Source organism: Fluviicola sp. (assembly GCF_039596395.1).
Taxonomy (GTDB): domain Bacteria; phylum Bacteroidota; class Bacteroidia; order Flavobacteriales_D; family Crocinitomicaceae; genus Fluviicola.
Window position 1 is genome coordinate 884,106 of the sequence record NZ_JBCNJT010000001.1, and the last position, 18,803, is coordinate 902,908.

22 protein-coding genes are annotated in these 18,803 nt (G+C 42.5%); 20 read left to right on the top strand and 2 right to left on the bottom strand.

All coding sequences use genetic code 11. The features are described from left to right. Nucleotides 1-138: 138 nt before the first annotated feature. From dapA to ABDW02_RS03745, 19 genes are all read left to right on the top strand, one after another. A complete protein-coding gene (gene dapA, locus ABDW02_RS03655) occupies nt 139-1,014 on the top strand; it encodes a 4-hydroxy-tetrahydrodipicolinate synthase (RefSeq protein ID WP_343632187.1) in 876 nt (291 codons plus the stop codon). A gap of 48 nt (nt 1,015-1,062) precedes the next feature. Beyond that, a complete protein-coding gene (locus ABDW02_RS03660; RefSeq protein ID WP_343632189.1) occupies nt 1,063-1,926 on the top strand; it encodes a hypothetical protein in 864 nt (287 codons plus the stop codon). A 10-nt stretch (nt 1,927-1,936) separates the two neighbouring features. Continuing rightward, entirely contained in the window at nt 1,937-2,407 is a 471-nt protein-coding gene (locus ABDW02_RS03665; protein ID WP_343632191.1) for a hypothetical protein, read from the top strand. A gap of 141 nt (nt 2,408-2,548) precedes the next feature. Continuing rightward, entirely contained in the window at nt 2,549-3,553 is a 1,005-nt protein-coding gene (locus ABDW02_RS03670; protein ID WP_343632193.1) for a bifunctional oligoribonuclease/PAP phosphatase NrnA, read from the top strand. Beyond that, entirely contained in the window at nt 3,550-4,062 is a 513-nt protein-coding gene (locus ABDW02_RS03675; RefSeq protein WP_343632195.1) for an FKBP-type peptidyl-prolyl cis-trans isomerase, read from the top strand. The genes ABDW02_RS03670 and ABDW02_RS03675 overlap by 4 nt, the downstream gene beginning before the upstream one ends. Nucleotides 4,063-4,094: 32 nt before the next feature. Beyond that, the gene (locus ABDW02_RS03680; RefSeq protein ID WP_343632196.1) at nt 4,095-4,967 is read left to right on the top strand and encodes an FKBP-type peptidyl-prolyl cis-trans isomerase; all 873 of its coding nucleotides are present in this window, start codon (nt 4,095-4,097) and stop codon (nt 4,965-4,967) included. 150 nt (nt 4,968-5,117) lie between these two features. Next, nucleotides 5,118-6,068 carry a M23 family metallopeptidase gene (locus ABDW02_RS03685; RefSeq protein WP_343632198.1) on the top strand — a complete coding sequence of 317 codons (951 nt, stop codon included), beginning with the start codon at nt 5,118-5,120 and terminating at the stop codon, nt 6,066-6,068. Between the two features lie 84 nt (nt 6,069-6,152). Next, nucleotides 6,153-6,968 (top strand): hypothetical protein, encoded by an 816-nt coding sequence (locus tag ABDW02_RS03690; RefSeq protein ID WP_343632200.1) that lies wholly within the window; start codon nt 6,153-6,155, stop codon nt 6,966-6,968. Between the two features lie 178 nt (nt 6,969-7,146). Further along, nucleotides 7,147-7,941 carry an outer membrane protein assembly factor BamD gene (bamD, locus tag ABDW02_RS03695; protein ID WP_343632201.1) on the top strand — a complete coding sequence of 265 codons (795 nt, stop codon included), beginning with the start codon at nt 7,147-7,149 and terminating at the stop codon, nt 7,939-7,941. Between the two features lie 13 nt (nt 7,942-7,954). Beyond that, complete coding sequence (locus ABDW02_RS03700; RefSeq protein ID WP_294670142.1) at nt 7,955-8,272, top strand: DNA-directed RNA polymerase subunit omega; 318 nt, start codon at nt 7,955-7,957, stop codon at nt 8,270-8,272. Between the two features lie 12 nt (nt 8,273-8,284). Next, complete coding sequence (coaBC, locus tag ABDW02_RS03705; protein WP_343632209.1) at nt 8,285-9,493, top strand: bifunctional phosphopantothenoylcysteine decarboxylase/phosphopantothenate--cysteine ligase CoaBC; 1,209 nt, start codon at nt 8,285-8,287, stop codon at nt 9,491-9,493. Continuing rightward, a complete protein-coding gene (locus tag ABDW02_RS03710) occupies nt 9,486-10,385 on the top strand; it encodes a DUF4835 family protein (RefSeq protein WP_343632211.1) in 900 nt (299 codons plus the stop codon). The genes coaBC and ABDW02_RS03710 overlap by 8 nt, the downstream gene beginning before the upstream one ends. Next, on the top strand, nt 10,385-12,031 hold the full coding sequence (gene recN / locus ABDW02_RS03715) for a DNA repair protein RecN (RefSeq protein ID WP_343632213.1): 1,647 nt from the start codon (nt 10,385-10,387) through the stop codon (nt 12,029-12,031). Before ABDW02_RS03710 ends, recN begins: the two co-directional genes overlap by 1 nt. 121 nt (nt 12,032-12,152) lie before the next feature. Next, nucleotides 12,153-12,509 carry a DUF4377 domain-containing protein gene (locus ABDW02_RS03720; RefSeq protein ID WP_343632215.1) on the top strand — a complete coding sequence of 119 codons (357 nt, stop codon included), beginning with the start codon at nt 12,153-12,155 and terminating at the stop codon, nt 12,507-12,509. Between the two features lie 28 nt (nt 12,510-12,537). Then, on the top strand, nt 12,538-12,936 hold the full coding sequence (locus tag ABDW02_RS03725; protein ID WP_343632217.1) for a DUF423 domain-containing protein: 399 nt from the start codon (nt 12,538-12,540) through the stop codon (nt 12,934-12,936). Beyond that, nucleotides 12,933-13,706, top strand: a complete 774-nt coding sequence (locus ABDW02_RS03730) for an MBL fold metallo-hydrolase (protein ID WP_343632219.1) — start codon at nt 12,933-12,935, stop codon at nt 13,704-13,706. Before ABDW02_RS03725 ends, ABDW02_RS03730 begins: the two co-directional genes overlap by 4 nt. Before the next feature lie 120 nt (nt 13,707-13,826). Continuing rightward, nucleotides 13,827-14,636 (top strand): SDR family oxidoreductase, encoded by an 810-nt coding sequence (locus ABDW02_RS03735; protein ID WP_343632221.1) that lies wholly within the window; start codon nt 13,827-13,829, stop codon nt 14,634-14,636. Between the two features lie 132 nt (nt 14,637-14,768). Next, complete coding sequence (locus ABDW02_RS03740) at nt 14,769-15,398, top strand: hypothetical protein (protein ID WP_343632223.1); 630 nt, start codon at nt 14,769-14,771, stop codon at nt 15,396-15,398. Beyond that, entirely contained in the window at nt 15,377-15,940 is a 564-nt protein-coding gene (locus tag ABDW02_RS03745) for a hypothetical protein (protein ID WP_343632225.1), read from the top strand. Before ABDW02_RS03740 ends, ABDW02_RS03745 begins: the two co-directional genes overlap by 22 nt. A 103-nt stretch (nt 15,941-16,043) precedes the next feature. On the opposite strand, the gene ABDW02_RS03750 is transcribed toward ABDW02_RS03745, so the two are convergent. Further along, nucleotides 16,044-16,958 (bottom strand): hypothetical protein, encoded by a 915-nt coding sequence (locus tag ABDW02_RS03750; RefSeq protein WP_343632227.1) that lies wholly within the window; start codon nt 16,956-16,958, stop codon nt 16,044-16,046. A gap of 84 nt (nt 16,959-17,042) precedes the next feature. Here ABDW02_RS03750 and ABDW02_RS03755 point away from each other — a divergent pair, with 84 nt between their 5' ends. Next, nucleotides 17,043-18,023 carry a hypothetical protein gene (locus ABDW02_RS03755; protein WP_343632229.1) on the top strand — a complete coding sequence of 327 codons (981 nt, stop codon included), beginning with the start codon at nt 17,043-17,045 and terminating at the stop codon, nt 18,021-18,023. Here the strand turns inward: ABDW02_RS03755 and ABDW02_RS03760 are convergent, their stop codons facing one another. Continuing rightward, nucleotides 18,024-18,791: a YdcF family protein gene (locus ABDW02_RS03760; protein ID WP_343632231.1), complete on the bottom strand. Its 768-nt coding sequence runs from the start codon at nt 18,789-18,791 to the stop codon at nt 18,024-18,026. Between the last annotated feature and the right edge of the window lie 12 nt (nt 18,792-18,803).

An 18,803-nucleotide genomic window follows, 5' to 3' on the forward strand; every position in this document is an offset into this window, starting at 1 on the left:
GTAGGGGCGAAAAATTTTTCGCCCCTACCAGCTACCAATTCGTACAATTAATTCGCAATTCGGAATTGGGTATTCGCAATTGGTAAAAGGATTTCGTAATTTTGATCTGACTTTTTACTGTTTAAAAAACAAATACAGATGAATCTATTTAAAGGAGCCGGAGTCGCATTGGTAACGCCATTTAATGCAGACATGACGATTGATTTTCCGGCATTGCGCAGATTGGTACAGGAACAAATTTCCGGTGGTACGAATTACCTGGTGGTTCAGGGAACTACAGGAGAATCTCCAACTTTAAACAGTGAAGAAAAGAAACAGGTGCTGGAAACTGTTTTGGAAGAAAACAACGGTAAATTGCCGGTTGTTTACGGAGCAGGTGGTAACAACACCATGTCGGTGATTGAAGCGATTAAAAAAATCCCGAAAGGAGTGGATGGAATTCTTTCCGTTGCACCTTACTATAACAAGCCTACGCAGGCAGGATACCTTGCACATTACAAAGCATTGGCTTCCGAAACTGATTTGCCGATCATTTTATATAACGTACCGGGAAGAACCGGCTCGAATGTATTGGCTGAAACAACCCTGGAATTGGCAGAGATAAAGAATATCGTAGCCATGAAAGAAGCTTCCGGAAATATGGAGCAGATCATGGAAATCATCCGCAGCCGCCCGGAAAACTTTTTGGTGCTTTCGGGAGATGATGCGATTACCTTGCCTTTGATTGCAGCGGGTGCAGACGGAGTTATTTCGGTTGTAGCGAATTCATTCCCGAAACAATTCAGTCAGATGGTGACGAGCGCGCTGAACGGTGATTTTGAAACAGCCCGTAAATTCCATTACGATTTATTGCCCGTAACGAAATTGCTTTTCGCGGAAGGGAATCCGGGAGGGGTGAAAATTGCCCTGGAAGAACTGGGATGGATGAAGCCTTATATGCGTCTGCCATTGGTTCAGGTTTCAGAAGGGTTGAAAGCGAAAATTGTTGCAGAAACAAAAAAACTGACGAAATAATCACGGGATTAATTGAAAATTAATAGATTCGCAGGAAATTACTTGATGATGAAAAATAAACTAATCTTAGGTAGTATCGTATTACTATTCGCTTATGCATGCGGCTCCGGTGAGGAAAAACAGGAAGTTGCAACCGTTGAAGAACAGGAAACAGTAGATGCTGCTAACGTAAACTACAATATTCCATCGCCTTCCGAGCAGTTCGCGCTCATTTCCAAGATGGATGCAGTAAAGAATACCAAAATTTTACATGACCCGGCGTTGGCGGACAAGTATTCCAGCTCTTCTCAAAAAGCATTGAATTTCGGTGTATATACGGCAGATGTAGCTTATTTGACTTCGTTTAACGAAACCAACAAATATTTGAACTACTTCGGTAAGTTGGAGAAATTAGGATCAGATATTGGTGTTGCCCAGGTTTTCGGGAACGAATTGGGTGAATTGGCAAAGAAATGGGACGGAAATGCGGATTCATTGTTCAAATTGAGCGATGACGTATACAACCGTACATTCCAGCGTTTGATCGAGATTGACAAAGGAGACGAATTGTCTTTGATGCTTGTTGGCGGATGGGTTGAGTCGATGCACCTGATGATCGGAAGCTCCAAAGGTTTCGGGAAATCACCGAAATTGGACCAGGCTTTGGCAGACCAGAAATTGGTTGCTGAGAACTTGCTGGAGTTTTTGGTAAGCTACCAGGATAACGAAGCGGTGAAAGAATATTCGGCTGCGATTGAGGAGATTCTGAAAGTATATGAGCAGTTGGATTGCAATTCAGGTGAAACACAGGTGCAGAATTCAAATGGGAAGCTGACTTTCTCCGGCGGAGATAGCTGTAAAATGACTCAGAAGTGTTTTGATAACCTGTCGAAGAAAATCGCAGAAATTCGTACTAAAATTATAACTGCTTAACTTATTGGATATGAAATTTACATTAACGTTAGCCCTATTAGCAGGTTTTGTATTTGGTTTCGCTCAGTGTCCTCCGGCAGAGGCATTCATGAAAAAGAAAAAGACCAAAGATGCTTATACTTTAAATTCCCAGTCACGCTCAGGTTCTGTTGCTTCTGATGAATCGTATGAAATGTCTTTCATTGCACATGCAGGATTGGATTACCGACTGACAACCGTGTTGGGTGAAGGAAGCGTGGGGACATTGAACTACGAGATCTACGAATTGGTGGTAGAGAAAAAAACAGAAGGAGAAAAAGAAACGTTCAAAAGAACCAAAAAAGTGCTTGCTTCCTCAGGAAGTACAGAAGCTTTGGAGTTCACATCCGATAAATCACGCAAAATTTTCATCAACGTATCCATTACAGGAGGTGATAAGAAAAAATTGGCTTGTGTAGGTGTTTTAATCGAAACAAAACGTTCCGAGAAAACAGGATTTTAATTCATTATCGAATCGAATAATGGCAGGGGTGTTCCGCATGTGCGGAACGCCCCTGCTTGTTTTTATGCTATTCACAATCCGTAATGCATAATTTGTCATGCATATTCGGCATTCGGTATTCGTAATTCGTAATTTTGTAAAATGGATGCATCGCAAAAAATAAAAGAGTTTGTAGACCAGGCTCAATCAATCGTCATTACCTCGCATAAATCTCCCGACGGGGATTCTATCGGAAGTTCATTGGCAGTCTACCACATTTTAAAGAAATGGGGAAAGCAGGTGCAGATAGTTCATCCGGATCCGGCTCCTGAATTTTTGCATTGGGTGACAGGCCGGGAACAGATCGTTGATTTTGAAACGAAGGCAGAACAAGCTGTTTCCATACTTCAGACAGCCGATTTGATCTTTTGCCTGGATTACAATGAGCCTTCGCGTGTCGGAGACCAGATGCAGGAATACTTAATGGCATCCAAAGCAACGAAAGTAATGATTGATCATCACCTGCATCCGGCAGATTTTTGTCAGGCAGTGATATCCGAAACTTCCGCGTGTTCTACCTGCGAATTGGTGTACAAATGGATGGAAGAAATCGATCATTTGGATGATTTGAACGAAACTTCCGGAACGTGCATTTATTTAGGAATTATGACCGATACCGGATCGTTCCGTTTTCCTTCGGTGAGTGCAGCTACGCATGAAATCGTTGCTGATTTGATCCGGAAAGGTGTGAAACATTACCTGATCCATGAAAATGTGTATGATACCAATACGGTTGACCGCATCAAGTTGAGAGGATATGCCTTGTCGGAAAAACTGGTTTGCCTGAACGACATTCATGTAGCCTACGCCTCGCTTTCGGAAGAAGAATTGAGAAAATACAATTACCAAAAAGGAGATACGGAAGGATTGGTGAACCAGATTTTGGGTATCCAGGGAATCAAGATGGCGGTGCTTTTTGTGGAGAAGGACGGTAAAGTGAAGATTTCTTTCCGTGCAAAAGGAGATTATTTCGTGAATGAATTGGCTAAAACGCATTTTGATGGCGGAGGCCATGCTTATGCTTCCGGAGGCGCTTCGACCGAAAGCCTGGAAAAAACCATCGAAAAATTTGTAACATTTGTAAAAGATTTCATTCCTAAAGCATGATAAAAAAAGAATTTCTTTTCTGCCTTTTACTGGTGTGTTCGTGCACAGAAGAAGAGGAGCAGCCGAAACCCGTTCAGTGGGATATGAAAAAATCCACCGAAATGAATAAAGAAATGGCGGTTGAAGAAAGTATCAATATCGATCTTTATTTTGCCCAGCATGAAAATTGGGACGTAAAAGAAACGGGAACAGGATTGCGCTATGTGATTCTCAAAAAAACGGACGGAGCTGTTCCTAAACCCGGAATGGATGCAAAAACGCAATATAAGATCAGTTTGCTGGATGGAACGGAGGTTTATAAAACGCCGGCTGATGAGTTGGATATCTTCCGGGTGGATAAAAGCGAAATGGAATCGGGAATTCACGAAGGTATCAAATTGATGAAAGTCGGTGAAAAAGCGAAACTGGTGTTTCCTAGTCACCTGGCACACGGATTAGTAGGAGATTTACAGAAAATACCGCCTTTATCTCCTCTGGTCGTTGACATCGAATTAATCGGAATAGAATAAAACCCTTCACACTCACACTCGAAATGAACACCATGAAAAATTGGACATACATCACCATCGGTCTTTTAATGGCTGCCTGCACCAACGGGGTGGAAAAAGCAACGAATAATACTTCTAAAAAGAAGGATGTGGTAAGCGGTTTGTCGGAAGCAGAAAAATTGATTGAACCCAAAAAACAAATCGCGGATAAGAAAAGTTTCCCGAACGGAATTAAGATCCAATGGTTTGAAAAGTCGAATGGCGAACCGGTTAAAGAAGGATCGGTTTATGAGATTAATTTCAAGACCAAGCTCCAAAACGGGGAAGTGGTCGATGGAAATTATAAGCTTCAAAGAGATATGTTGCCATTCCTGGTCGGATATGGAATGCAGACTCCCGGTTTCGACCTGGCTATGAAAGAATTGAGAGTGGGTGATTTTGTGGAGATTTTTATTCCGGGAGCACTGGCACGTGGCCCGAAAGGTATTCCGGGAATTATTCCTCCGAATGCTCCGAATATCGTAATGCTGAGAATCGGTAAGGAAATAAAACCGACGAAAGTAATTGACGGGGTAAAAGTGTGGAGATTGGAAGAAAATCCGGAAATGAAAGATGCAAAAATCGGGGAAAACTCCAATGTGGCTATTCATTATTTTGTCGGGACTAAATCAAATCCGCGTTACGATAATTCTTACCAGAGAGACACGCCGTTTGCATTCGGAATGAAAGATCATTCCCTGATTCCCGGTCTGAGAAAGGCAATGATGAATATGAAAATGTATGACAAGTTATATATTCTCGTTCCTGCAAAAGAGGCTTACGGATCAAGAGGTTATGTGGATATGGTGAAGCCGAATGAAGAATTGTTTTACGATATTATCGTGATGGATGTGGACGGGAAATCTGCACTGCAAGCGGAGAAATAGCAGGAGGTTCGTATTTTTCAAAACGCGGTTTTCAATGAGCAAAATGGAGTTATGAACTTGTAAATGTTTGAATTAACGTTTTTTTTCAGCTGAAAAGTGGCTTTTTTTTGTTAGTTTTGCCGCACCCCAGAAAATACCAAGGCTTTAATTATGAACAAAATTCTTTATTTCCTGCTCTTCTTCAGTTCATTTTCGGTTTTCGCTCAAACTCCGATCGACACCGTGGATACTGAAAAAGGTAAAATGGTTATCTACTCCAATCGAACATGGAAATTCTTACTGGATGAAGAGTTCGACGGTATCATGAATGAAGCCTTGTTCAACCAGATCCAGGCAGATACAAACCTGAACCTGATCCAAACCTGGAACAATGATATTTGTTTTTCTTCCGACAGACCGGATATGTCTCGTTTAAACGATACGATCTGGTTGTGTATGGTTGATGACCTGCATAAAGAGTTTGTATGCCCGGTACCGGGAATCGTAACTTCCCGCTACGGATACCGGAAAGGAAGATACCACAACGGAATTGATTTGAACCTGAGAACAGGAGATACCGTAAAAGCTGCTTTTTCAGGACGTGTGCGTTACGCAAAATGGAACGACGGAGGTTTCGGTAACCTGGTTATTATCCGTCACCACAACGGACTGGAAACATTCTATGCGCACCTTTCCAAACATTTGGTAGCTCCTGACCAGGAAGTGAAAGCCGGTGAACCGATCGGATTGGGTGGAAACACCGGGCGTTCATTCGGAGCTCACCTGCACTTCGAAGTGCGTTTCTACGATGCACCGATGAACCCGGAAGAAGTGATCGATTTCGCGAAAAAAGAACTCAAGGACGAAAACCTGCTGGTGCAAAAGAGATTGTTCCGTCCGGGAGCAAAACCAACGGATGAAGAAATTTCAGGAGAATCCATTGCGGCAGTTCAGGCAAGAACAGAAGCTGCTGCTACCCGCAAATATTACAAGATCAGAACCGGAGACACCTTGTCTCAGATTGCCGCAAAAAGCAATACAACGGTTTCCAGGCTTTGTAAGTTGAACGGGATCCGCCCAACGACACTTTTGCAAGTTGGTCGACAATTACGCGTCAGATAAAGACGAATCACCTTAAAATTTCGTTTAACTAAAATTAGCTGTTAAAAATTTGGTTCATACTAGTGGTTTTCATAAATTGCTGGTATGTCGTGCAACTACAGAATTGTTTTGGTAACAGATGGAGGCTCAGATGCCTTACTTGTTCCGATAGTCGGATTAAGTGCATTGTCGCGCCGAATTCACGCTGTAGATATTGACCGTTCCCTTTACAATTGGATTGATCTGCTGGTTGCTTCCGGAGACAGTGTATTACTGGCAAGCCTGCTGGCAAAACAGGAAATTTCCTTAGTAGAAGAGTTGGGAGCGTTGGAGAAATTGCTGCGCTACCAGAACAATGGATACAGCAAAGAAATGGTTTCCCGCCTTTTTGATGAAGATGACACGCTTTATGCGTTGCGGAAACATTTTCTCTTCATGACGTATGATGTCGATTCCGATGAATTGTTTCAGTTTTCAGATAGCAGGCCCACTCAGCAATCCATCAAAATTGATTCTGTCCTCAAAGCTTGTATGGGAAACCCGAATGAACAGCAATTTATCAAGTTGGGCTACAGAAGATTGATGAATGCCAGCCAGTTTGCTCCGAACCCGATTTTACAGGCTATGCACTATGCGGATTGTTTGTATCAGGATGATTCGGTAGTTATTGTGAGTATCGGTTCAGGAAAACACAAAGATGCGGACCTGGAACAACAATTCTCCGAACAGGCACAGAACGAATTCGAGGAAGAATTGCGCAAACACAAAAAATGGCATTATTTCAGATTTGATCCTGAATTTGAACGGGATGACTCCATGGAGACCAAAATCGAAAAAACGCGCAGGTATTTTGAAGACGAAGCTCCGAACATGGACCGTTTATTGCGCCTGATGGAGATTAAGTCGGGGAAATTAGTTTAAAGTTCAAAACAACTTTTAATAACGGTTATTTTTCTCTTTGATTAACCATTTTCGAGATCACTACTTGAACTCTTTAAACAGTTTGACCTCTTTTTTGAACTCTTCTAACTTGTTAACTTTTCAGAAACAATATTTCCGCCACGTTTGCCGTTATGGGATTTCTCCTATTTTTGTCGTCATGAAATGGATTTTCTTACTTCTTACCATAATAACACTTGGCAGCTGCAACTCGTATAACCGCATCTTAAAATCAGACGATTACGAAGCGAAATTCACGGAAGCGAACCGCTTGTATGATTCTGAAAAATACGAGAGATGTGTGGCTTTGTATGAGCAGGTTTACCAAAGAAGCCCGCGTTCTCCGCAGGGAGAAGTGGCTTTTTACCGTTTAGGGAAAGCATGTTTTGCCGTGGAAGACTGGTATTTGGCAAGTTATTACCTGGCTGCATTTCCATCCAAGTTCCCATATTCCCCGAAAGTGGAAGAAACAACGTTCCTGGCTGCGGTATGTGCGGTTCAGAACAGTCCGGAAGTGTCGTTGGACCAGCATGAAACGGAAGTTGCATTGAATGAGCTTCAGAACTTTGTAACGCGTTTCCCGAATTCGGAATTGCTGGATACGTGCAATGCGATCATGGACAAGTTGCGTTACAAGCTGGAAACAAAAGATATAATGACGGTGAGGTTGTATTCCAAAACGGAAAATTACCGTGCAGCAGTAGTGAGCGGAGAGCAATTCCTGGATAATTATCCGCGATCTGTTTACCGGGAAGAAGCCTGGGCAATTTTAATTCGCAATTCCTACCATTTGGCAAGTAATAGTGTGGATACAAAGATTGCGGAACGAATTGAAAAAACAAAAGAACGATTCAACGTTTTTCTTGTAGAATTCCCAAATTCAAACTATCTTCGCGAATTCGAAGGGTATATTGAGAAATTGAAAAAGATCGATGTTCCCGAATCTAACAAGTAAATAAATAGAAGAAATGAGCTTCAAAAACAACAATGCTGAGCGTTCAACTGTAACGCGTGATACAATTGATTTAGAGCAGACAACAGGTAATATCTATGAATCGATTGTAGTATTGTCCAAAAGAGCGAATCAAATCAGCTCTTCAATGAAAGAAGAATTGACTGCTAAATTGCAGGAGTTCGCTTCATCCACAGATAATTTGGAAGAGATTTTCGAAAACCGCGAGCAAATTGAAATTTCCCGCTTTTATGAAAAACTTCCGAAGCCGGTTGCTGTTGCAATTGAAGAGTTGAAGGACGGACAAATTTATACCAGAAAAAATCAAGAGTAATCTAAACTCGATATGTCTTTAGAAGGAAAAAAGATTCTGGTTGGTATTACTGGCGGAATCGCAGCGTACAAAATAGCATCCTTCGTAAGATTATTAAAGAAACAAGGGGCAGAGGTCAGATGTATGATGACTCCTGCCTCTTCTGATTTTATAACACCGCTTACGCTTTCCACCTTATCCGGATCCCCGGTAGGAATTGAATTCTACGATTCCAAAACCGGTGAATGGACCAACCACGTCGAATGGGCTTTGTGGGCAGATGTGATGATCTTCGCCCCGGTGACAGCCAATTCACTGGCAAAAATGGCTCACGGCTTTTCAGATAATTTCCTGCTGGCAACCTATTTGAGTGCCAAGTGCCCGATTTATATTGCTCCGGCAATGGACCTGGATATGTATCAGCATCAGACAACCAAAGACAACCTGGCCCGCCTGGAATCATTCGGTTATACGATCATTCCGGCTGAAAGCGGCTTTTTGGCAAGCGGACTGGAAGGGCAGGGAAGAATGGCTGAGCCGGAAGTGCTGCTTCAGTACATGCTGGATCATTTTCATGCTGACAAACGTTTTTCGGGAAAGAAATTCCTGGTTACTGCCGGGCCGACTTACGAGGCGATAGATCCTGTACGTTTTATCGGGAACCATTCTTCGGGAAAAATGGGCTTTGCCCTGGCAGAAGCAATTGCATCGAAAGGGGGAGAAGTTGTTTTAATCAGCGGCCCAAGCAGCCTGAGCACAAAACACAAAAACATCGAATTGATCCGTGTAACTTCTGCGCGCGATATGCTGCAGGCAGTACAGGATAACTGGAAACAAACCGACATGGGGATATTCGCTTCCGCGGTTGCAGATTATCGTCCGGCGGTTGCCGAAAGCCAGAAGATCAAGAAAACAGCCGATCAACTGGAAATTCTTTTGGAAAAGAACCCCGATATTTTGTCCTGGGCAGCTTCCAATAGATCAGGAGAAAACCAAAAAGTGATCGGCTTTGCCTTGGAAACCCAAAACGGCCTGGATTATGCTAAAGGAAAGCTTGAAAAAAAGAATCTGGATGCCATTGTGCTGAATGAAATGGGGGAACCGGGAGTTGGTTTCGGAACGGATACGAATTCCGTTAAATTACTCTTTAAAAACAATAAAATGTGTAGCTTTGAGTTACAATCAAAGCAAGAATTGGCTTTCTTGCTGTTGAATGAACTGATGAATAATATCTATGAATAAAATTCTAACCCTTGTCTTTTTGACGCTTATCGCAAGAGGCTATTCCCAGGAATTGAACTGTCAGGTTTCACTGATTACCAATATCAAAACCGAGGTAACTTCTGCTGAAAAAGAATTGTTTGAGCAATTGAAACAGGTTGTTACCGAATTGATGAACAATACCAAGTGGACCGATGAAAAGTTCAAAGTGGAAGAACGCATCAATTGTCAGCTGCAATTACAGATCAATACCATTAATAACGGGGAATTTACCGGGTCTATCCAGGTTCAGTCCAGCAGACCGGTTTACAACGGATCTTACAATACGACTTTATTTAATTTCCAGGACGACAACCTGGATTTTACCTATACGAGAAGCAGCCAGGTGATTTATGCCAAGAACCAGTTCAGGGATAATTTGTCTTCCGTTCTGGCATTCTATGCGTATTATATTATTGCACTGGATTTTGATTCTTTTTCCAAACAGGGCGGAACCAAGTATTTCCAGGAAGCACAGCAAATTGTGACGAATGCACAGACTTCTTCCGCAAAGGGATGGAAATCCAACGAACAGGGAAAAAAGAACCGCTATTGGCTGGTGGAAAATGCTTTGCAGCAGTTGTTCGAGCCTTTGAGAGAATGCTACTACGAATACCACCGTTTGGGAATGGATCATTTATACGACAAACCGGACGATGCGAAAAAAGCGATCTACAATGCATTGGATAAATTATCCAAAGTAGCTTCAGCACGGCCAAATACGATCAATATCATCAACTTCGCGTATTGCAAATTGAATGAGTTGAAGAATCTCTATTCTGTTGCAAAGCCGGAAGAGAAAACACAGATCGTAGCGGTATTAAAGAAAATTGACCCTGCGAATTCAACCAAATACGAAGAAATTCTGAATTAATGTTGAAATCCCTTTCCGTTCAAAATTTTGCTTTGATTGAACATGTTTCCCTTCATTTTCACGATGGACTGCATGTGATTACCGGAGAAACAGGTTCGGGAAAATCCATATTGCTTGGTGCATTGAACCTCATATTGGGAGAACGTTCCGATTTTTCTGTCATCCGCGACCCGGAAAAGAAAACCATCGTTGAAGCCGTCTTTCAGTTAAATGAAAGCTTTAAGGATTGGTTTATCCGTGAGGATATCGATTGGGAGCCGGAAACACTGATTCGCAGAGAAATTACCAGCCAGGGAAAATCACGTTCTTTCATTAACGATACACCGGTTCAATTGAACCAGTTGAAAGAATTGACCGAGCAATTGGTCTATATTCACTCGCAGCACGAAACACTGGAAATTAAAAAAACGAAGTTTCAGTTTGATTTACTGGATTCATATGCCGATAGCCTGGATCTTGCCCAGCAGGTAGGAGCAACTTACAACCAGATCCATCGGTTGAAGACAACCCGTGAACGTTTGGAATCGTCCCGATCGAGCCAGTTGCAGGAATTGGATTATATCCGCTTCCAGTTGAATGAAATTCAGCAGTTAAACCTGGACCAGGTAGATTATGCTGCTTTGGAAAACGATTTTAATAAGTTGTCGCAACTGGATGATCTGAAAGAAGCATATTCCTCGGTTATCCAGGCAATGGAACAGGAAAACGGCGCAACAGACCAGCTTAGAAGATTGAAAGTTCATATCGACAAGTGGAAAAATGCAGATGTTGATCTGAACAGTATTTCTGTCAGGCTGCAGGAAGTCATTGCGGAATTGCAGGAAATTTCCAGAGATTCGGACAGGCAGCTGAACCAGTTGGAAGGCGATCCGGAAACGTTGTTTCGCTTAACCGAATCACTGGACGAATACAACAAGATCTTAAAAAAGCATCATTTCTCGACCCAGGAAGAATTGATCGCTTATTTCAATAGCCTGGAAAGCAAACTGGAAGAATCCGATTCTTCGGATGAGCGCATTGCTGAATTAACGGCAGAAATTGATAAGAAAGAGCAGGAATTACAGCAATTGTCGGAGAAATTGTTCGGGAAACGATCCGCGGTTGTTTCAAAACTGGAAGGGTATTTACTGGAATTGCTGACGGAAATGAAAATGGAACATTCCCGCTTCCAAATCCTGCTTGAAAGATCTGAAAAGATGGACGCAAACGGCGGAATGAGTATTCAGATCCTTTTCTCGGCGAATAAAGGCCTGGAATTAAAGCCCATCGAAAAAGCTGCAAGCGGCGGGGAATTGTCCCGGGTGATGCTGGCTATCCAATTGATCATGAGTGAGAAGAAATCCCTTCCTACTTTGATTTTGGATGAGATCGATACCGGAGTTTCCGGCGAAGTTGCTTTGAGAATGGGGAAATTGCTGAAGCAGATGGGAAAACATTTGCAGGTTTTTGCCATTACACACCTTCCACAGGTCGCTGCAAAAGGAGATTACCATTTCGAAGTATCCAAGTCACACGCAAACAGTCAAACGATTTCTGAAATTCACGAGTTGAACAAAGATCAGCGTATTGAAGCGCTTGCGAAACTGATTTCCGGTGAACAGGTCACAGACCTAGCGCGTTCTTCTGCCATCGAATTGATGAACTGAAGTTAAAGAATCGATGTTAAAAGTGAGAAAAAAGAATTAGTAATGATATCCCGTTGAACTTTTAACTTTTTCAATTTTAACATCCCACTTTACCGTATCTTTACTAACAAATACACGAATTATGTTCAAGGTTCTTTTCATAACACTTTCGCTTGCTGCAACTGCTTTTCATTCTGAGGCAAAGAATTCCGATGGAACTGTTTATTCAGACGCCGGAGAAATCAGTAAAATGCGCATACAGGCTCATCGTGTAGCTTGCCAGCCGGGTGGTGCGGCCAATTGTTTTTCGGTTCAGAAAGGAGCAACCATCGGGATGGATTCCTGGGAAGTGCTTCAGCAGCCGATTGAAGGATTTGATTATGAAGAAGGATACACCTACGATGTGATCGTGAAAGTAGATGCTCAACCGGGAAAAACAGGTGCTGAAAGATTCAAATACACGCTGGTTGAAATAATTTCGAAGGTCAAAGAGGCCTGATTCTCTTTTTTCTCCTATCTTTAAAATTATGGAGAAGAAATGGGTAATAACCGGTCTGATACTGGTCATCATTGCAATCATTTTAGGAGCATTCGGTGCTCATGGATTAAAGGATTTAACTTCCGACAACGATATTCTGGCAGCTTTTGATACTGCTACGAAATACCAGTTTTTCCAGGGGCTGGGCTTTTTAATCATTCCGTTTATCACAACACGTTTTGCAATTTCTGGCAAAGCAGTTTTCTATTTGTTACTTCTGGGAACTATTTTCTTTTCAGGAAGTATTTACGGATTGACTTACTCCAAAGTGCATGCAGGCGGTTCCTTGTCCAAAGTTTTTGGCCCGGTTACACCTATTGGCGGATTGCTGATGATCGTCGGATGGACCGTATTATTAATCCAGGTAATCCGGTCGCGTAATTCATGAAATTTACTGCAACGATATTGGGTTCGGGAACATCGCAGGGAGTTCCGGTAATAGCTTGTGAGTGTCACGTATGCACTTCGCAGAAACCGGAGGATAATCGTTTGCGCTGTTCGGTTCTGCTGGAAATTGCAGGAAGGAATTATGTGATTGATGCAGGCCCGGATTTCAGGCAGCAAATGCTGAAATTCAAGGTGAAAAGCCTGGAAGCAGTTCTGTTTACACATGAACACAAAGATCACATGGCTGGGCTGGATGATGTGAGAGCCTTCAATTTTATTGAAAGCAGGGATATGGACATCTATTGCTCAAAAGCTGTTGAAATTGCATTGAGACGTGAATACCATTACGCCTTCCAGGAAGATAAATACCCGGGAATTCCCCAGTTGAATATCATCAACATTGAGAATAAACCATTTAAGCTTTCGGGAAGTATCCCGGTTATTCCGGTGGAAGTGATGCACTATTTCATGCCTGTTTTGGGGTTCCGGATAGCTGATTTCGCTTATATAACGGATGCTAAAACAGTGGAACCGGAAGAAATTGAAAAGCTGAAAGGAGTAAAAACATTGGTAGTGAATGCTTTGCGGAAAGAGCCGCATATTTCACATTTCAACCTGGAAGAAGCTTTGCGCTTTATAGACCAGGTGAAGCCGGAACGTGCTTATTTGACACATATTTCGCATCTTTTCGGAACACATGAAGAGATCGAAAGAGAATTGCCTCCAAATGTATTTGCAGCTTTTGACGGTTTGAAACTCGAATTCGATTAACCGGCATTTTTTCAGATAAGCATCCGATTTTAGTGAATTCCGCCGAATTCCAATGATAGCTGGAAATATTCCTTGTAGGCTTGAAATTAAATTCTAAATTTGTTCCCAAATCAAACAATTATGTCAAAATTATTGGAAGGAAAACGTGGAATCATTACCGGAGCATTGGACCAAAATTCAATTGCCTGGAAAGTTGCTGAAAAAGCACATGAACACGGCGCGACGTTTGTTTTAACAAATGCTCCAATTGCAATGCGAATGGGGGAGATTAATGAATTGGCTGCAAAGACGAATTCACAGATTATTCCTGCCGACGCAACAAATACAGAAGATTTGAAGAAGCTTTTCACAGAAGCTCAGGAAATTTTAGGTGGTAAGATTGATTTCGTACTTCACTCGATCGGTATGAGTGTGAATATTCGCAAGAACATTCCTTACCAGGACCTGAACTACGACTTTTTCCAAAAAGGAATTGATGTTTCTGCTTTGTCACTGCACAAAATGCTTTCCGTAGCGAAAAACATGGATGCAATCAATGAGTGGGGAAGTGTAGTAGCTCTAACATACATGGCTGCTCAGAGAACTTATCCTTTCTACACGGATATGGCTGATATCAAGGCAATGCTTGAATCAATCGCAAGAAGTTTCGGTTACCACTACGGTTTGGAGAAAAAAGTACGTATCAATACGGTTTCCCAGTCTCCGACTAAAACAACTGCCGGAACAGGTATTAAAGGATTCGGTGATTTCTACGACTATGCAGATGCGATTGCTCCGCTTGGAAATGCAAGCGCGGAAGACTGTGCAAATTACTGTATCACGTTATTCTCTGACTTAACGAGAATGGTTACGATGCAGAACTTATTCCACGACGGTGGTTATTCCACAACAGGAGTCAGTGACGCTGTTCTGGGGAAATTGGGAATCTAAATCTGATTTTTTATAAAAAACAATATGATGGGGACGTCCAGGCTTAGCCGGGACGTCCCTTTCTGTTTTATACTAATTACTACTTTCGTAACGTTTTACCAGAAAACGATTACTTCTATAAACGGACCTATTATGAAAAAGAGATGCATCTTGCTGTTTGTGATCCTCTCGTATCATACATCTGCCCAGGATTTGCCTTTGAAAGGCGGACGAGGAGGAATCCTGTCTTTTGGACAAAGAACAACCCTGAGTGCATTTAACGGAGATCACGAACGCCCGGCAGTTGGTTTGGGAGGACAAATGAGACATCAGTTATCCGACCGGGTGAACACGGAATGGTTCATGGATTACTTGCCCGTAACCAATGAATATACGCGTAGAAATGACCTGCATATTGGTTGGAGTGTTCTATTTTACCTGCTTCAAAATCCAACTCCTAAAGTTCAGCCATACATTGTTGCAGGACATTGCTTTGACCGCACCTTGCAAACAGAACTGGCAGACCGCACGAATAAAATTGAGCGCTGGAGCAGTGCAGTACAGGGTGGAGCAGGAGTTCATTTCAATCTGACGCCGCGTTTTGATGTTTCACTTTCCAGTCAATACATGATCCATTTGGGAACAGATATCCATTCGCAAGTGGAAGAAGACGGAAGTGTTCATTTTGAAAAGCACAAGGGAGGTTCGCTCGAAGGATATTTACTGACCTCGTTGACGTTAAACTATAAATTGGCAGACTTATGGAAATCAAAAAGGAAATAGGCATCTTGTTTTTGGGTTTTCTCACCGGAACCAATTTTACGGATGCACAGATTCTTGCCGAAGGCCAGCGCGCCGGATTGCTGCAAACGACCGGGAGTATTTATCCTTCTCAGCAACTGAATACAAAAGGATTGAATTTATACGTCGGCGGATACCTGAATTATCACTTTGATGATAAATACAGTTTCAGAGGAGACATTTACCAGTTCATCGGTGCTCAGTCGAAACCGGGTTATGTCAACGATCATGTACAGGTTCAGGCAGGATTCATGCGTTACTTTCCTGTAAAGCGATTAGACCCGTTTGTAGGATTGCAGGTCGGTTTTTCAGCTATCCAGACCAATGAACGAAGCGAACGCATTTACAACTCGGCTTTTGCCGTAAAAGCAGGATTAAATTATCACGTTTATAAATTCTTCTATTTCTTTCTGGAATGTCAATACATTCACCAAACAGATCCGTGGCATGCACGACCGCTTGATCAGTTCATGGGAACCGGAGGATTGGGCTTTCAATTGCCTTGTAAAAACGTAAGACAATAGCTCAAATGGTTCAAATGAATTGTTTAAACTTTTTGATTCCGATAGCTATCGGAACTTTTTGAACTCTTTTGAACTCTTTTGAACTCTTTTTAACTTGATTAAGTTATCCTCCCCAGTCGCAATTGGATTCCGGATCTGCACAATTAAACTGTAAGGCCGGTTCTTCTTGGTCTCTTTCAATGCTTTGTTTGAGCAATAAAATCCGGTTCGCTTCCGGGTACGACAAGATTTTTGTTTTCAGGATGCGGTTTATTTCTGCCAGTACAATCGGTTTCGGGTACATGTAAATCCGGTGTTCCATATCGTTGATTACGCGTTCGCGAAGTAAAAGCAGGTCTTTTTTGAACAAATCGCTTTTTTGAATCACCTGGAAGGAACCACTCAGGAATTTGTAATTGTTGGTGTCTCCCAACAAGGAGCCGCCACCGTAATCCCAGGTGCGTTCAAAGAAGTTCAACCAGCCCGGTTCATGTCTTCCCTGATCTCCTTCCGCTAGAATCTTCAAGGCCATGAAATCATCATCGGCTTCTCCTTTCGTGTATTTTGCGAGCTTTTGAAGGGCCAGGAAGTTGTAATCCAAAACGAATTCGGTACACTCAGCTTCACAGGAAGAACGGAATGCAAAGGATTTATTGATGAAACTCAAAGCCTCCATGCCGTTATAACCGTCGGGGAATTTCTTCGAAACCGCTTTTTCAATATCTCCGAATACTTTTTTTCCTGCGTGGTAAACACGTGCAAAATCTTTGTCTGTATGAACATAAGAAAGCGAATCAAGATAGGCCACCATGGAATTTACCGTCTTTTCAGGAAGGATTTTATTCAGCTTTTTAACCTGGTCGGGAGTGAGGTTGCGAACAACGGGATTCCGTTTGGGAACGGTGTCTGTTGCTGTTTCTTCCGGTTTATTGGTGGTTTCCTGATCGGTTTTTGCCTGGTCAGCAGTTTCTTTTTCCGGACTGTCGGAACAGGAAGCAATCAGCAAGCAGATTGAAAAGCAGAATAAGAGTTGTTTCATAGCGTAAAGTAATAAATCGCAATCTAAATTACATTATTTTTAAGTTTGAAATCATAAATAAATCCTTCATTCGTTAGAATAGCAATGAAACGTTTGACGAAGCTCTTTAAATCTATATTTCCGGCACTTTTGTGCCTGTTTTTTGTATTGCCTTCACATGCGTCCCATACAGCTCCAAAAACTCCGGATTACATCATTATCGATTCCTGGGTTAGCGGTTTTATAGCCGGATTGGTCAAGAACAAGGAGAAAAGATGGAAAGCTGCCTGGAAACGGGCGAACCTGAGTGCAAGAAACGATGCGCGTATCTGGGGAGGGTTATTTGTTTCGGATACCAATTCCACCTCCGGAAAGCGCTTTTTGGAAGTAGGTTCCCGGTTTACTTACCAGGGGCCACAAACGGGCATCGGATTTTTTATGGCACATTTCTACAATACGGTGTTGTGTAAAGTCAATACGGTCTCTTATCCGAATGGAAGTACCTTGTTGAACATGAACGTGGCATGGACAGGTATTTGTTTCGGGAATTACATCCTGGCTAAAAAGAACAGTGCTCCCAATCCCGATAACCGCATTTTCCAGCATGAGTACGGACATTATCTTCAAAGTCGACGCATGGGATTTGCTTACCTGGTGCGCGTGGGGCTTCCGGCAATCATGAGTACCGGTGTGCACGATGAACACCCGGTAGAAGTGGATTGCAATCGCGAAGGATTTTTGTATTTCAACAGGATCAACCCGAATTTTCAAAACGATGCGGGATATGCGGACAGAAAAGGATGGGATTTTTTATACAACCCTTTTCCGGATACCATCGGTATTAAAACGACGGTCGGGAGAAATACTTTTCGCTACATCGATTACCGGGATTCAATTGGCAGGGCACAGGTGGAATCACTGAAAGTCAAGGCTAAGTGGTTTGATTATGCAGGATGGATTGCTTTTCCTGTCCCGGCTATCATCGGAGTTTGCAATGCAGTTAAATACAACCGGGAACAAGGCGAAGGATCCGGCTCAGGACCTTTGATCATTATTGAAGGGCCCGAAGAAAAGAAAGTAAACTGATCAGATCTTTCCGGTGAGGTCGTAAGCCACGTAGCCGAACATTTCCTTCAATAATCCGTGCCAGTCATTCATGGTGCTTACATCCGGTATTATCAGCTCGTCAAAGGTATAGGAACGCTTCGGACCGGTGTACAAATCCGTTGAATAGGTGTCACATTTCACTCCGGCTTTCACGAAACAAGCTCTTGCACGGCGCATGTGCTTCCCGGAAGTTACCAATAGCACGGATGTTGAATTCGGGAACAAACGGTCAAGTATTTTCTTCGATTCAACAGCATTTTCATACGTGTTTTTGGATTTGGTTTCCGTAATAATTACATGTTCCGGAATTCCCCATTTAACAAGAGTTTCTTTCAATTGTGAGGCTTCATGAAGCCCCTTATCGATGATGTAACCGTGATCGCCGGTAATCAGGATGCGATCAATTTTTCCGGACTTGTACAATGAAATGGTTTGCCAGATCCGGTCGATTCCCCTTCTTGCGCTCAACACCTTCAGATCGTTGTTGTATTCAGCCATCCCGGTCAATACAACTGCAACGTCGTAATGTTTGATTTCGGAAGGTGGCGTACCGAAAACTTCCCATTGCCGGCAGAATTCCTTAAAAACAAAGGTGTTGCTGAAAAACAGGGCAATAAAGATTGCTGCATATTTTCCTCTTTTAGCCCGGATGCTCTTTTTGGAGAAGAATGCAAAATAAAGGGCGATCAGCAACCAGGTAAAAGGGCTGATGGTAAAAAGCAATATTTTCGAGAGAATAAAAAACATCTTTTGACGATC